The organism is Blautia sp. MSJ-36 (genome assembly GCF_018917985.1).
Classification (GTDB): Bacteria; Bacillota; Clostridia; order Lachnospirales; family Lachnospiraceae; genus Blautia_A.
The window spans coordinates 38,507-54,099 of record NZ_JAHLPQ010000022.1 but is presented as its reverse complement, the minus strand read 5'-3'; the positions used below and the strand labels follow the sequence as shown (position 1 = coordinate 54,099).

Annotated in this window: 15 protein-coding genes; all 15 read left to right on the top strand. The window is 44.3% G+C overall.

The genetic code is table 11. The features are described from left to right. The first annotated feature begins 245 nt into the window (after nucleotides 1-245). The 15 genes from KQI39_RS13310 (at nucleotide 246) to KQI39_RS13240 (ending at nucleotide 15,565) form a co-directional block, all read left to right on the top strand. Nucleotides 246-2,144, top strand: a complete 1,899-nt coding sequence (locus KQI39_RS13310) for an OPT family oligopeptide transporter (protein ID WP_177289732.1) — start codon at nucleotides 246-248, stop codon at nucleotides 2,142-2,144. After that, on the top strand, nucleotides 2,144-2,518 hold the full coding sequence (locus KQI39_RS13305; protein WP_021976374.1) for a PqqD family protein: 375 nt from the start codon (nucleotides 2,144-2,146) through the stop codon (nucleotides 2,516-2,518). Before KQI39_RS13310 ends, KQI39_RS13305 begins: the two co-directional genes overlap by 1 nt. Nucleotides 2,519-2,628: 110 nt before the next feature. Continuing rightward, nucleotides 2,629-3,498: a YitT family protein gene (locus tag KQI39_RS13300; protein WP_148447467.1), complete on the top strand. Its 870-nt coding sequence runs from the start codon at nucleotides 2,629-2,631 to the stop codon at nucleotides 3,496-3,498. 136 nt (nucleotides 3,499-3,634) lie between these two features. After that, complete coding sequence (locus KQI39_RS13295) at nucleotides 3,635-4,726, top strand: PucR family transcriptional regulator (RefSeq protein WP_118062117.1); 1,092 nt, start codon at nucleotides 3,635-3,637, stop codon at nucleotides 4,724-4,726. 305 nt (nucleotides 4,727-5,031) lie between these two features. Further along, complete coding sequence (gene ftsE, locus KQI39_RS13290; protein WP_021976897.1) at nucleotides 5,032-5,715, top strand: cell division ATP-binding protein FtsE; 684 nt, start codon at nucleotides 5,032-5,034, stop codon at nucleotides 5,713-5,715. Continuing rightward, a complete protein-coding gene (ftsX, locus tag KQI39_RS13285) occupies nucleotides 5,705-6,610 on the top strand; it encodes a permease-like cell division protein FtsX (RefSeq protein WP_148447465.1) in 906 nt (301 codons plus the stop codon). The genes ftsE and ftsX overlap by 11 nt, the downstream gene beginning before the upstream one ends. Nucleotides 6,611-6,681: 71 nt before the next feature. After that, nucleotides 6,682-7,869, top strand: a complete 1,188-nt coding sequence (locus KQI39_RS13280; RefSeq protein ID WP_216418937.1) for a S41 family peptidase — start codon at nucleotides 6,682-6,684, stop codon at nucleotides 7,867-7,869. 25 nt (nucleotides 7,870-7,894) lie between these two features. Then, a complete protein-coding gene (locus KQI39_RS13275) occupies nucleotides 7,895-8,818 on the top strand; it encodes an AEC family transporter (protein WP_216418935.1) in 924 nt (307 codons plus the stop codon). Nucleotides 8,819-8,944: 126 nt separating this feature from the next. Beyond that, complete coding sequence (locus tag KQI39_RS13270; RefSeq protein ID WP_216418933.1) at nucleotides 8,945-9,592, top strand: L-rhamnose mutarotase; 648 nt, start codon at nucleotides 8,945-8,947, stop codon at nucleotides 9,590-9,592. 324 nt (nucleotides 9,593-9,916) lie between these two features. Continuing rightward, nucleotides 9,917-10,615, top strand: coding sequence for a phosphatase PAP2 family protein (locus tag KQI39_RS13265; RefSeq protein WP_216418931.1), 699 nt, complete (start codon nucleotides 9,917-9,919; stop codon nucleotides 10,613-10,615). Next, a complete protein-coding gene (locus KQI39_RS13260; protein ID WP_216418929.1) occupies nucleotides 10,615-11,631 on the top strand; it encodes a lysylphosphatidylglycerol synthase transmembrane domain-containing protein in 1,017 nt (338 codons plus the stop codon). Before KQI39_RS13265 ends, KQI39_RS13260 begins: the two co-directional genes overlap by 1 nt. 27 nt (nucleotides 11,632-11,658) lie before the next feature. Beyond that, entirely contained in the window at nucleotides 11,659-12,342 is a 684-nt protein-coding gene (locus KQI39_RS13255; RefSeq protein ID WP_216418927.1) for a CDP-alcohol phosphatidyltransferase family protein, read from the top strand. Then, entirely contained in the window at nucleotides 12,339-13,205 is an 867-nt protein-coding gene (locus KQI39_RS13250; RefSeq protein ID WP_216418926.1) for a phosphatidylserine decarboxylase, read from the top strand. The genes KQI39_RS13255 and KQI39_RS13250 overlap by 4 nt, the downstream gene beginning before the upstream one ends. A gap of 159 nt (nucleotides 13,206-13,364) precedes the next feature. Next, on the top strand, nucleotides 13,365-14,045 hold the full coding sequence (locus KQI39_RS13245) for a response regulator transcription factor (RefSeq protein ID WP_148447456.1): 681 nt from the start codon (nucleotides 13,365-13,367) through the stop codon (nucleotides 14,043-14,045). After that, entirely contained in the window at nucleotides 14,042-15,565 is a 1,524-nt protein-coding gene (locus KQI39_RS13240; protein WP_216418924.1) for a sensor histidine kinase, read from the top strand. Before KQI39_RS13245 ends, KQI39_RS13240 begins: the two co-directional genes overlap by 4 nt. Nucleotides 15,566-15,593 lie beyond the last annotated feature (28 nt).

Below are 15,593 nucleotides of genomic sequence, written 5' to 3'. Positions count from 1 at the left end.
GAAGGGGCTGCTGTAAATGTGGTGCAGTTGGCAGACTGTCAGTGCGCCTTCCGGGCGCAAGCAGGGAATAGTCCCTTATAGGGACAGAGCAAGCCACCCGCTAAGCGGGTGGTCTTGACTTGCTTATAATTATCCATAAAATTGTAAATAATACATAATATTACAGAGATAATTCCTTGCAAAAATAAGCGGAATTTGTTATACTAGATAACGTTACTAATTTACTAAATAAAGGGAGAGGAAATATGAACAAAAACACAGAGTTCAAACCTTACATTCCGGCGGAGAAAGTTACTCCGGAGCTCACAGTTACATCTGTGATCATGGGATGTATCCTTGCTGTCATCTTCGGCGCAGCCAATGCTTATCTTGGCCTTCGTGTTGGTATGACAGTATCTGCCTCCATTCCGGCGGCAGTTATCTCCATGGGTGTTATCCGCGTACTTCTTCGCAGAAACTCCATCCTGGAGAGCAATATGGTCCAGACTATCGGTTCAGCCGGTGAGTCTCTTGCAGCAGGTGCTATTTTTACCATGCCTGCACTGTTCCTCTGGGCAGAGGAAGGACTTTCAGACAAACCAGGCATCGTTGAGATCACTCTGATCGCACTTTGCGGTGGTATCCTTGGTGTACTTTTCATGGTACCCCTTCGTAATGCCCTCATTGTTAAAGAGCACGCAACTCTGCTCTATCCGGAAGGAACTGCCTGCGCAGATGTTCTTCTTGCCGGTGAGGAAGGTGGAGCAAACGCTTCCACAGTATTCTCCGGTATGGGACTTGCAGCCATCTTCAAATTCGTTGTTGATGGACTGAAACTGCTTCCGGCAGACGTTGCAGCAGCATTCAAATCCTTCAAGGGTGAGATCGGTATGGAAGTTTATCCGGCACTTCTCGGTGTTGGTTACATCGTAGGACCGAAGATCGCATCTTACATGTTCGTTGGTTCCCTTATGGGCTGGATGGTTATCATTCCGATGATCTGCCTGTTCGGACCTGACACATGGATGTACCCTGCAGCAGAGGGAACAACCATTGCACAGCTTTACGCAAACGGCGGAGCAGCAGCAATCTGGTCTACTTACGTTAAATACATCGGCGCAGGTGCCATCGCAACCGGTGGTATCATTTCCCTGATCAAATCCCTGCCGCTGATCGTTACAACCTTCCGTGACTCCATGAAGAGCATGAAAGGAAGCAAGAGCACAAGCACAGCGAGAACCGCACAGGATCTTCCGATGCAGTTCATCCTTCTTGGCGTTTTTGCAATGGTATTTATCATCTGGATCGTTCCGGCTATCCCGGTAACTCTTCTTGGTGCATTTATCATCGTAATCTTTGGATTCTTCTTTGCAACTGTATCCTCCCGTATGGTAGGTCTTGTAGGAAGTTCCAACAACCCGGTTTCCGGTATGGCTATCGCTACTCTTCTGATCGCTACATTTGCAATCAAGAGCTCCGGTAAAACAGGCATCGACGGAATGACAGCAGCGATCGCTGTTGGTTCTGTTATCTGTATCATCGCAGCCATCGCTGGTGATACTTCTCAGGATCTTAAGACAGGATACCTTCTTGGTGCCACACCTAAGAAACAGCAGATGGGTGAGATGCTTGGTGTTGTTGTTTCCGGTCTTGCTATCGGTGGTGTTCTGTATCTTCTGAATGCAGCATGGGGATATGGTACAGCCGAGATCCCTGCTCCGCAGGCTCAGCTTATGAAGATGATCGTTGAGGGAATCATGGGCGGAAACCTTCCATGGGGACTTGTATTCATTGGTGTATTCCTTGCAATCTGCCTTGAGATCCTTCGTATTCCGGTAATGCCTTTCGCAATCGGTCTTTACCTTCCAATCTACCTGAACGCTACCATCATGATCGGTGGTGTTGTACGTGGATTACTTGACCGCAGAAAAGGTGTTGACGAGAAGACAAAGACAGCTCAGTCCACAGATGGTACCCTGTATTGTGCAGGTATGATCGCCGGCGAGGGTCTTGTTGGTATTCTTCTTGCAGTATTTGCAGTATTCGGTATCAGCCTTGATATGTCCGGTATTGTAAACTTCGGAAATATCGGCGGTGTTGTACTGATGATCATCATGATCCTGTCACTGCTTAAATTCTCTATCTGGAGAAAGAAGAAAGCCTGATGAGAAAAAACAAAAAGGATAAGAAACAGGATATCAACTATCTTGATCTGATCCCGGAAACAAACCAGTCGATCCGGTGGCACCGGGACCTGAAGCAGCGGATCATTCTTGAGATAGAGAATAAAGGTATGTTCAATACTATCGCGCAGAAGGTTTTTGGCAAGCCAAGGTTTTCCAAGGTTCACCTTGATGAAATGGGAACTTTTATCTGGCCTGAGATCGATGGAACAAAAACCGTGCAGGATCTTGCCCTGCTGGTGAAAGAACATTTCGGGGATAAGGCAGAACCGCTTTATCCGAGAATCGTAAAATACTTTCAGATAATGGAAAGCTATGAGTTTGTTCATTTTATAAATAAGAAGACAGACAAATAGCAAAAGAGAACGGGAACGGACGCAAAATAGTGTACGGTCCCGTTCTTTTTATGACACGTCAGTACGGGAAACTGATGCAGTTGTCATATGATAAATGAAAGGAGCACTTTATGAGTCTTGTGACAAAAAAGAAATGGTATCTGGATTATCTTCTGATCATAGTTGGAACCGGACTGATGGCACTTGCCATCAATTCCGTGTTTGATGCTTCCGGGCTGGTAACCGGTGGTTTTTCCGGTATTGCGATCCTTGTGAAACGATGGACCGGAGGAATCGTAGATGGGGGTATCCCGCTGTGGCTTACCAACATTACCTTGAATATCCCGCTGTTTCTTCTGGGATGTAAGATCAGAGGATTTTCCTTTGTAAAAAAAGCTCTGATCGGAGAAATCTCCCTTTCAACCTGGCTTGCCCTTCAGCCGGTGTGGAATATCGCGGGAGATGATCTTCTTCTGGCTGCTGTATATGGTGGTGTGATCCAGGGAATCGGTATCGGAATGGTTTTCCTTGGACAGGGAACCACAGGCGGAACAGATATGATGGCAGCGCTGATCCAGAAATATCTGCGTCATTATTCCATCGCACAGATTATGCAGTTTATTGACGGTCTTGTTGTAATTGTGGGTATGTATGTGTTTGGCATCCAGCGTGCTCTGTATGCCATCATTGCAGTTTATCTGGTAACAAAAGTATCCGACAGCCTGATCGAAGGTCTGAAGTTTTCCAAGCAGACATTTATCATTACGGAGAAGCCGGATGAGGTGGCAAAGGTCATTATGGAAGACCTGGACCGTGGGGCAACCGGAATCTGTGGCAAGGGTATGTACTCCGGCCAGGAGAAAACCATCATCTTCTGTGTGGTAAATAAGAAGGAAATCGTGAAGCTGAAAGAGCTGGTGAATGATATTGACCCCAATGCTTTTGTGATTGTTTCCGATGCAAGAGAGGTTCATGGAGAAGGCTTTATAGAGAAAAATTAGGCGGATTTCAACAAAAATTTGTAAATTTTTTCAGTTTTCCTCTTTTATTTTTGGTGATTTTGTATTAAAATAGCCATAGATAGAGAGGGAAAGACAGAAGATAAGCATACACATAAGTGAGAAGGGATTGAACGGAATGATATCGAATCAGGTGTTACAGAATACGCTCGAGGGACTTAAAGAAATATCAAGGACGGAATTTTGTGTCATTGACACAGACGGTAAGGTACTGGCGTCTACCTTTTCTGATTTTGAAATCCAGCCGGCAGATATCCAGGCTTTTGTAGAATCCCAGGCGGACAGCCAGCTTGTCAAGGGATTTCAGTACTTTAAGGTCTGTGATGATTATCAGTTGGAATATGTCCTGGTAGCCCATGGAGATGATGAGGATACTTATATGGTAGGTAAACTTGCAGCCTTCCAGATCCAGAATCTGATCGTAGCGTACAAGGAGCGTTTTGACAAGGACAGCTTTATCAAGAATCTTCTTCTTGATAATCTTCTTCTGGTGGATATTTACAACAGAGCGAAGAAACTTCATATTGAAGCAGATGTCCGTCGTGTAGTCATGATCCTGGAACTGAACCAGGAGAAAGATCACAGCTCCGTGGAGAGCGTGAAGAGCCTTTTTGGCGGAAAGAGCAGAGATTTTATCACTGCAGTTGATGAGAAGAGCATTATTATTGTCAAGGAACTGGAAGAAGGAGAGGGCTATCCGGAGATGGATAAGCTGGCTCACACCATTCTGGATACTCTTGACCTGAATAAAGACGGTGAGGATGTCCATATGGCATACGGTACCATCGTCAATGAGCTGAAGGAAGTTTCACGTTCCTATAAGGAAGCGCGTATGGCACTTGATGTAGGTAAGATCTTCTTTGGAGACAAGGAAGTGATCGCATACAGCTCACTGGGAATCGGACGACTGATCTACCAGCTGCCTATTCCTCTGTGTAAGATGTTTATCCGTGAGATCTTTGATAACAAATCTCCGGACGACTTCGATGAGGAGACACTTGTCACCATCGATAAATTCTTCGAGAATAGCCTGAATGTATCCGAGACTTCGCGTCAGCTGTACATTCACAGAAATACACTGGTATACCGCCTGGATAAACTCCAGAAGAGTACCGGATTGGATCTTCGGGTGTTTGAGGATGCCATCACATTTAAGATTGCACTGATGGTTGTGCGTTATATGAAGTACATGGAAACGCTTGAATATTAATATCATCAGATCAGATTTTTTGACTGCTGCCTGCTCCTTACCGGAATGGGCGGCAGTTTTTGTATGATTTTTTTGCAGCGGGATATCGTGTGCCTTCAATAATAATTTGAAGATTTCACATGAACTTCACAGATAACCCTTGGGGCTCTATTGTATTTTTTGCATTTTTATTATAAAATAAATAACTCGAAGAGGGCTGTTACAGCTTGGAAAATTTATTCTTGCATTTATGCGAGATATATATTACAATAATGTTACAAAAAAGTTAAGATAATTATGCTTTTGCAATATAGAGGAGGATACATATGATCGATCTTGTAGATGTGAGCAAATCTTATGGTCCGGGTCTTCCGGCTGTGAATCATGCGAACTTACATGTTGATAAAGGGGAATTTGTATTTGTAGTAGGAAGCAGTGGCTCCGGTAAATCCACACTGATCAAGCTTCTGATGAAAGAGCTGGATTCTACCAATGGAACCATTACAGTCAGCGGAGAACGTCTGGAGAAGATGAAACACAGACGTGTGGCCAAATATCGCAGAAAGCTTGGCGTAGTATTTCAGGATTTCCGCCTGTTAAAAGACCGTAATGTATATGAGAACGTAGCATTTGCACAGCGTGTTATCGGAAGACCGACCCGCGTGATCCGTAAACGTGTTCCGGAGGTTCTCCAGGAAGTAGGTCTTGCAGGGAAATATAAGGCATATCCGGATGAACTTTCCGGTGGTGAGCAGCAGAGAGTTGCCCTTGCCAGAGCACTGGTAAACCGCCCGGACATCCTTCTGGCAGATGAGCCAACCGGAAACCTGGATCCGAAGACTTCCGAGGAGATCATGGCTCTGATGGAGCAGATCAATGACAGAGGAACCACCGTTCTGGTAGTCACCCATAACAAAGACATCGTCAATGCCATGCGTAAACGAGTAGTCACCATGCACAATGGAAAGATCATCAGCGATGAGAAAGAGGGAGGATATCATGAGGCCTAGTACGATCTGGTATACCCTGAAGCAGGGATTTAAGAATATAAAAAGAAACTGGATGTTTTCCCTGGCATGTATCATTACAATGGCTGCATGCATCTTTCTGGTAGGAATTTTCTATTCCATTGTTAACAACGTAAATTCCATAGCACATAAAGTAGAAGAAGAAGTGCCAATTACGGTATTCTTTGATGAGGGAACTACAGAGGAAGAGATCCAGGCAGTCGGTGATGCCATTCAGGCCAGACCGGAAGTTGCCAGAATGGATTATCAGTCTGCAGACCAGGCGTGGGAAGATTATAAACAGAAATATTTTGGCGATGAAGATGCAGCAGATGGATTTAAGGATGATAATCCTCTTGCCAATTCTTCCAACTATCAGGTATATCTTAACGATATCACCAAGCAGACAGAGCTGGTAAATTATATCCAGAGTCTGGATCATGTCCGCAAGGTAAATCAGTCTGAGCAGGCTTCTAAGACACTGGGATCTATTAACAAACTGGTTTCTTATGTATCCATTGCCGTCATTGCAATCCTTTTGATCATTTCTGTATTCCTGATCAGCAATACTGTATCGATGGGTATTTCGGTCCGTAAGGAAGAGATTGGTATTATGAAATATATAGGAGCTACCGATGCATTTGTACGTCTTCCATTCCTTCTGGAAGGAATTATTCTGGGTGTGATCGGCGCAGCCATTCCGCTGGTTGGACTGTTCTTCCTGTATAATTCTGCAGTTGAGTTTATCCTGATGAAATTCAATGTGCTCACCGGTATTGTGGATTTTATTCCGATCTGGCAGATCTATGAAGGACTGATCCCCATGGGTCTTGGTCTTGGTGTTGGAATCGGTCTTCTGGGAAGCTTCTTCACAACAAGAAAACATCTCAGAGTATAAGAAAATAATTTATAGCAGCGGCTGTCGGAAAACCGGCAGCCGTTTTCGGTATATAAAGAAAGAGGAAAGATATGAAAAATAAAGAGTTCAAAAAAGGCGTAGCCATCGGAGTGGCAGCCACGCTTGTTGTGACAGGAGCCGGGTTTGTCAGCTACCAGAAAGTTCTGTTTCCCAAAGGAAATGCGCTGTCAGATATGAAGACAGTCCAGAAGCTGAATTACCTGGAAGAGCTGATCGATGAAGAATATCTGGATGAAAAGGATGAAAGCAGTCTGAGAGAAGGACTTTATGCAGGTCTGCTCAGTGGACTGCAGGATCCATACTCCACTTATTATACGGCAGAACAGTATAAAGAGCTGAATACATCCAACGAAGGTTCCTATGTGGGAATCGGGGCAGTCCTTCAGAAAGATAACGACGGAGGGGCAACAGTGGTACAGCTTTATGAAGGCGGACCTGGAGAACAGGCAGGGCTGAAAACCGGAGACGTGATCAAAGCAATAGATGGGACGGATGTCACAGAAAAAGAAACTTCCGATATTGCTTCCATGGTTCGTGACAGCGAGAAAGATTCTGTAACACTGACCATACAGAGAGAAAATGAAGAGAAAACCCAGGATATCAAAGTGGAGATCCGGGATGTGGAGATCAAGACTGTTTCCCATGAGATGCTTTCCGGAGACACCGGTTATATCCGGATCTCCGAGTTTTCCGAGGTAACCAGTGATCAGTATAAAAAAGCATTTGCAGATCTTAAAAGTCAGGGAATGAAAAAACTGGTAGTCGATCTCCGTGATAATCCGGGAGGGCTTCTGAATACAGTTTGTGATATACTCCGCCAGATCCTTCCGGAAGGACTGATCGTTTATACAGAGGACAAAAACGGAAAACGGGAAGAGGAAACCTGCGACGGAAAAAATGAACTGGATATACCGCTGGCTGTTCTGGTAAACGGAAACAGTGCCAGTGCATCGGAGATTTTTGCGGGAGCAGTGAAGGACTACGGGATTGGAACCATCGTAGGGACAACTACTTATGGAAAAGGCGTGGTGCAGACCATCCAGCCACTTACCGATGGCAGTGCGGTAAAGATTACCATCGCGAAATATTTTACACCAAAGGGCAATGACATCAACAAAAAAGGAATCACTCCGGATGTGGAGGCAGAGCTTTCCGGAGACATTACAGACTGGGCAGAACTTACACATGAGGAAGACACGCAGCTTCAGACGGCCTTGAAAGAGCTGGGACAGAACTGATGCGTGCGAGGGGAGAGAAAAGAAAATGATAACTTTACAATTATTGCAGCAGATCATCGTATTTTTTCTGATGATGGCCTGCGGGTTTGCGGTGGTAAAACGTGGACTGATTGATGCAAAAAGCAGCAAGACGCTCTCTGTCCTCTGCATTTACATCATCATGCCATGCGTGATGATCAATGCTTTTCAGATTGAATATTCCAGAAGCATCCGGGATGGTTTTCTTCTGGCAATGGCAGCAGCCGTCCTGATCCATATTTTCCTTCTGGTATTTATCCAGATCATCGGCAAACCGCTGAAATTAAGTGTGGTGGAAAAAGAATCCATCATCTATTCCAATTCCGGAAATCTGGTGATTCCACTTGTAACCGTAGTACTTGGTGAAAAATGGGTGATCTACGCCAGTGCGTTTTTAAGCGTACAGATGATCCTGATGTGGACTCATGGTCAGTCTCTGATGGAGTCAAAGGCAGGCGTCAACTGGAAAAAAATCCTCTGCAACATCAATCTGATCGCCATTATCCTGGGCATTGTTCTGTTTTTCACACAGATCAGATTGCCGGTGATCCTTGGAAACGCCATGAGCCAGATCTCGGCTACTCTGGGACCGGTGTGCATGATCATGCTTGGAATGACCATGACGGAGGTAGACTGGAAAGATATTTTCAGCCATTTAAGGATCTATCTGATCACGATCCTGAAAATGGTGGTGACTCCGCTGATTATACTTCTGCTTTTGAAATATCTGCCAGTGGCGTCGCTGGTAAAAGATGGAAAAACAATCCTTCTGATCAGTCTGATGGCGGTGATTACACCGTCGGCAACAACGGTTGTTCAACTGGCGCAGCTCTACGACCAGGATCCGGTCTATGCCAGCACCATCAATGTAATGACAACGCTGGTAAGTATTATAACCATGCCTCTGATGGTGATGTTTTATCTGGCCTGAGAAAGTACTGAATGCAGAGTACGAATATCTGTCTGACAAATATGTCTTCATAATTGTAAATGCAGGATAAAAGTGATAAAATCAATTCAGAATGTGGAGAGAAAAAGACAACAGGAGGAAAGATAAATGGAACGACATGCTTTTGCAATGAAAGTAAAAGAAGGAAAAATGAACGATTACCGTAAGACCTTAGGCGAAATCTGGCCGGAGCTTACCGCATATCTGGATCGCAACGGCATTCATAATTTCAGCATCTGGAATGCTGCAGACCTGATCTTCGGATATTATGAAAATGCAGACGGAGCTGTGATCTCTCCAAAAGAGGAGAAAGTAAAAGCAGCACTGACTGAAAAAATCCAGGATACATTTACCTGGATCTCCACTCCTGGAAAAGACATGCGTCTGATGTATCATAATTTTGGTGTTGTGAGAGAAAACAAAGAGCTGATCCGCCACAGAATGTTCATGACAAAATTAAAAGACGGCTGTGAGGAAGAATACAAGGCTCGTCATGACGGACTTGTAGCACAGAGAGGCGATACAATAGATCCGGGCCCGGACAGCAACTTCAGCATCTGGAGCGCAGGCGGATATATTTTTGGATATGATGAGATCGACACCACCATGGAAGTGGAAGAAACACCGGAAGCAAGAGAGGCAACCATCGCATGGGAAACACGTCAGCTGGGGATCATGGACTGGATCACCAACGATGTGGACTGGATGACAAAAGAAGTACATCCGTCCAGTGTACGTCTTGCATGGTACAATTAAAAAAATGGGGAAATAAAAAGGAAGGAGGCCGGGGCTTTGTTTGGAGGTAGCCCCGGCAGTATGAAAAAGAAAAAAGTGTTATCAAAGGTAGTACCCTTTGCACATCTAATAATATACTCACATTTTGTGGTCATTCTGTGACGTCATTCTGAAAAAAGTATGAACAAAAAAGAAAAATTAGCTGAACTGAAATCTTAACAATTCTTAAAATTCCCATATTTAGTTGAAACCATACGCCCCGACTGTTATACTGTGAGTAACAGAAAACATCAGGAAAAAATACGTTTTCTTCCTGAGATCAATAAAATAATGAGGCGTGAATTTATGAAACGTTTTTGGAAATATGTAACAGGGGTCGTACCTGCGTACGGGCTTTTTCCCCTTGTTTTTTCATTTGTATTTAACTGTCTTGTATATTCCGGTTCAAGGGCAATTGCAGGCGGTTGGTACCATCACAACATAGAAAGTAGTCTTGACCTGCGGCTCCCGTTTGTGCCGCAGTTTTTAATTGTCTATTTCGGCTGTTATATATTCTGGACAGTGAATTATATCCTTGCGGCAAGGCAGGAGAAGGAACAGGTTTATCGTTTTTTTACCGCGGATTTTATATCCCGCTGCGTGTGTCTGATCATATTTCTGGCATATCCAACAACCAATACAAGACCGATGATCGAAGGAAGCGGGTTCTGGAATCTGCTGGCAGGGTGGCTTTATTCCATTGATGCGGCGGATAACCTTTTTCCATCCATCCACTGTCTGGTAAGTTGGTTCTGTTTCCTGGGGATCAAAGATCAGAAAAGAATTCCGGCGTGGTACAAGGGCGTATCCTTTGTGCTGGCTGTGCTGGTTTTTCTGTCAACTCTTTTTACCAAGCAGCATGTACTGGTGGATGTGGCCGGTGGTGTAATCCTGGCACAGATATGCTTTATGCTGGGACAGAAAACAGAGATCTGGCATATTTATGAACGGTTCGGAACTAAAATTGAGAAGAAAATCAACAGATATACAGAAGGTGCCAAGTGATGAAGAGCAAAAAAAAGATCATATTTAACGGAGTGTTCCTGGCAGTCGTGTTCGCCCTGACTATCTACGGTGTTTTTCACGGAGAAGATTTATCTTCCATGATGGATGCCATACACAGAGCAGATAAACGGTGGCTGGTTCCGGGAATTGCACTGGTAGCATTTTTTATCTGGGGGGAATCCATCATCATCTGGTACATGATGAGATCCAGTGGGATCCGTCTGAAAAAGAAAACCTGCTTTCTGTTTTCTTCTGTGGGATTTTTTTTCAGCTGTATCACACCGTCCGCCAGTGGCGGACAGCCCATGCAGATCTACTATATGAAAAAAGAAAAGATTTCCATTCCAGTATCAACGGTGATCCTGATGATTGTAACCATCACCTATAAACTGGTGCTTGTGGTGATCGGTGTGGGAATCGCGATTTTCGGAAGAGGATTTCTCCATAAATATCTGGAAGGAATCCTGCCGGTGTTTTATCTGGGTCTGGCACTGAATATTTTCTGCGTTACATTTATGACCATCCTGGTGTTCCATCCCCTTCTGGCAAAAGCGATCCTGGTAAAGGGAATGAAACTTCTGGAGCGGTTTCATCTGATGAAGAAAAAAGAGGAGCGGCTGAAAAAACTGGAAGATTCTATGGATACTTACCGAAATACTGCGGCATATCTGAAGAATAATCCATTTGTGATCGTTAAAGTTATTGGAATCACTTTTATTCAGCGTATGGCACTGTTTGCGGTAACCTGGTTTGTATATCAGGCATTTGGCCTTCACGGTACCGGATTTTGGGAGATCCTTTTTCTCCAGGCAGTGATCTCGGTATCTGTGGATATGCTGCCGCTTCCGGGAGGAATGGGAATCAGTGAGACGTTGTTCCTTAATATTTTCAGCCCGGTATTCGGAGGACTTCTGCTTCCGGGAATGGTACTTAGCAGAGGTCTTGGATATTACGGGGAACTGCTGATCAGTGCAGTGTTTACAGTAGTGGCGCAGCTGACTATTGGGAAAAAGTAATCGAAAGAGAAAAAATGAGGTGTGCAAATGATAGGATTTTATGATTACACGGTAATAATGACTTACATAAGCGTAGTGTCTTCCATGATCGGGATCTTCTGCGCTGTGACAGACCATATTTCGGCAGCAGTGTGCTGTCTGGCATTTTCCGGACTGTGCGATATGTTTGACGGAAAGATTGCGAGAACCAAGAAGAACAGAACGGAGGATGAGAAGTGTTTCGGAATTCAGATCGATTCCCTTGCAGATATCGTCTGTTTTGGAATCCTTCCCATTGTGTTGGGATTTAAACTTGGTATGTATCATATTTACGGAATTGCCATTCTTTTATTCTATGGCCTTGCAGGCCTGATCCGCCTGGCATATTTCAATGTTATGGAAGAGAAACGCCAGAATGAAACTTCCGAGAACCGGAAATATTATCAGGGACTTCCCATCACGTCCATGTCCGTGATTCTGCCTCTTCTGTTTGTGGTATCACTGCTTTTTCCGGAGTATAAATGGTTCGTGGTGATCCTTCACATTGCAATGCTGGCAGTAGGACTTCTGTTTATCCTGGATTTTAAATTCCGTAAGCCGACCAACCGGGAGCTGGTGATCATCGTTGCGGTAGTTGCAGTGGCAGTTCTTCTGGTCCTTTTCTACAATGAAGGATGGTGGAAATTCAATTATCTCTACAAACTTTCCATGGAGAGAGGCGGTAGCTTATGATCCGGACAGCAGACAGAAAGGGAAATATTAAAGAAGAGGATTCTTTTCAGAATAATCTATTGGAAAAGATCTATGGTTCAGTGGCCGGGCGTATGATGATCCGTCCCCTGGTCAATCCGGCTGTTTCCATTGCCATGGGAAAATTTCTGGATTCCAGGATTTCGGCGGCAGCGGTGGAACCGTTTATCCGGCTCAATCATCTGGATATGAGTGATTATGAAAAACGGAAATATACTTCCTACAATGATTTCTTTAAGCGTAAGATCCGAAAAGATGCCCGCAGGATCGATATGGAACCAGGGCATTTTATCAGTCCCTGTGACTGTCGTGCCAGCGTATATCCTGTGGATGAAAAAGCCCGTCTTCATATCAAACAGACCGGCTATACAGTGGAGGAACTTTTAAGAAATCCTTCCCTTGGAAAAAGATATCAGGGTGGCTATGTGTGGGTCCTTCGTCTCTGTGTCCAGGATTATCACAGATATATTTACCCGGACAATGCAGCAGAGTCCAGGCGGATCCGAATCCCGGGAATCCTGCATACAGTCAATCCCGTAGCAAACGATGCCTGTCCTATTTATAAAGAAAACAGCCGGGAATATTCCCTTCTGAAAACAGAAAATTTCCGTACCGTGTTGATGATGGAAGTTGGCGCTCTCTTTGTGGGGAAGATCGAAAACCGGCCAAGAAGGGCATCTGTGAAACGCGGAGAGGAAAAAGGCAATTTTGCTTTCGGAGGTTCCACCATTGTGCTGATCACCGAAAAAAATGCGGTAAAGCCAGATGAAGATATCCTCAAAAATTCACAGGCAGGAATGGAAACAAGAGTACTTATGGGAGAAAAAATCGGAGAATTCTTTTGAATGTGAAAGGGTTCTCTTTTTTATATTTGCTTTACACAAAATTTTCTTAAAAAATGAAATTACGTTCACACACACAACACAAACCTGTGATATATTACCAGTATAAATGACGAGAATATACATGACAGAGGGATAATCATAGAAACGGAGGAAGATAGAATGGACGCATTAAAGATTCTTGTAGTAGATGACGAAAGCAGAATGAGAAAACTGGTAAAAGATTTCCTTACTAAAAAGAATTTTCAAGTACTGGAAGCTGGTGACGGTGAGGAAGCCATGGATATTTTTTATAAAGAAAAAGACATCGCACTGCTGATCCTGGACGTGATGATGCCGAAGATGGACGGCTGGGAAGTATGCCGTGAGATTCGCAAGAATTCCAAGGTTCCGATTATCATGCTGACAGCAAGAGGCGATGAACGTGATGAACTTCTGGGATTTGAACTTGGGGTAGACGAATACATTTCCAAACCTTTCAGCCCAAAGATTCTGGTGGCACGTGTAGAAGCCATCCTTCGAAGAACCGGACAGAGTAACCCGGACGAGGTACTTTCCGCAGGCGGCATCGTTATCGACAAGGCGGCACATCAGGCAACGGTAGATGATAAACCGATGGATTTAAGTTTCAAGGAATTCGAGCTTCTGACATATTTCCTGGAAAACGAGGGAATCGCCCTTTCCAGAGAAAAAATCCTCAATTCTGTGTGGAATTATGATTACTTTGGAGATGCAAGAACCATTGATACCCATGTCAAGAAGCTGAGAAGCAAAATGGGCGACAAAGGAGAGTACATCAAGACAGTCTGGGGTATGGGATACAAGTTTGAGGTAGGAGAATGAAAAAGCCAAAGAAAAAACAAAGGCAGAAAAAAATCCACAGTCTCCGCCATCAGATCACCGCATATTTTATCGGTCTGCTGTTTTTATCCATTCTGACCATCACCGTGATCAACGGAGCTTTTCTTGAAAAATATTATGTAACAAAAAAAATCGATGTGCTTCTGGATCTCCGCACAACGCTGGAAAATACAGATATTGACAAGATGATGAACAGCGACAGCGGGGAAGGATCAGAAAGTATCCCGGATGAGGTGCAAAGGGCAAGCTCCAGAAACAATCTTTCCTGGGTCATCATCGACAGCAGCAATACCAGCTGGCTTTCCTGGGGCGAAAATGAAAAAATGCTTCAGAGCAAACTGTTTGGCTATGTCTACGATCTGGATGAGGACGGAGATAAGAGCCGGACTCTGAAAGAAGGCGACAACTATACGATTCAGCAGTCCCACGACCGGTTTGCGGGAATGGATTATGTGGAATGTTGGGGACAGCTGGATGATGATCATTATTTTATTATAAGGACACCACTTGAAAGCATCCGGGAGAGCGCCAATATTTCCAATAAGTTCTACTTTGTGGTAGGCCTGATGATCATAATCTTAAGCGGCCTGATCATTATGGTTGTGACCAGACGGATCACCCGTCCCATCAGTGAGCTTACAGATCTTTCAAAAAAAATGTCGGATCTGGATTTTGAGGCAAAATACGAGAGCAAGGTGGGCAATGAGATCGATGTCCTGGGAGATAATTTCAACCGGATGTCTTCACAGCTTGAGACCACCATCAGTGAACTGAAATCCGCGAACAATGAACTGCAGCGGGACATTGAGGATAAGATCAAGATCGACAAGATGCGAAAAGAATTTCTGGATAACGTATCTCATGAGCTGAAAACTCCCATCGCTCTGATCCAGGGCTACGCAGAAGGTCTGAAAGAAAACATTTCCGATGACCCTGAGAGCAGAGAGTTCTACTGCGATGTCATTATGGATGAAGCTTCCAAGATGAATAAACTGGTAAAAAATCTTCTTACCCTGAACCAGCTGGAATCCGGCAAAGATGCAGTTGTGATGGAGCGGTTTGATATCGTATCCCTGATCCGTGGCGTACTCCAGACCATGAACATCATGATCGGACAGAAAGAGGCCAATGTGATTTTTGAGGCAGAGAAGCCGGTTTATGTATGGGCCGATGAGTTTAAGATCGAAGAGGTCGTGACAAACTATGTAAGCAATGCCCTGAATCATCTGGACGGAGAGAGGGAGATCGAGATCAAGCTCCAGGATGAGGATAACCGTGTGAAGATCAGTGTGTTTAACACCGGAACTCCGATCCCGGAAGCGGATGTGCCAAATCTCTGGAATAAATTCTATAAAGTTGATAAAGCGAGAACCAGGGAATACGGCGGAAGCGGTATTGGTTTATCCATTGTAAAAGCCATCATGGAAAGCATGAACCAGGAATATGGCGTGCAGAACTTTGACAATGGTGTGGAATTCTGGTTTACACTGGATCGGAAATAATGAAACTTTAGTGTGATAATGCACAAAA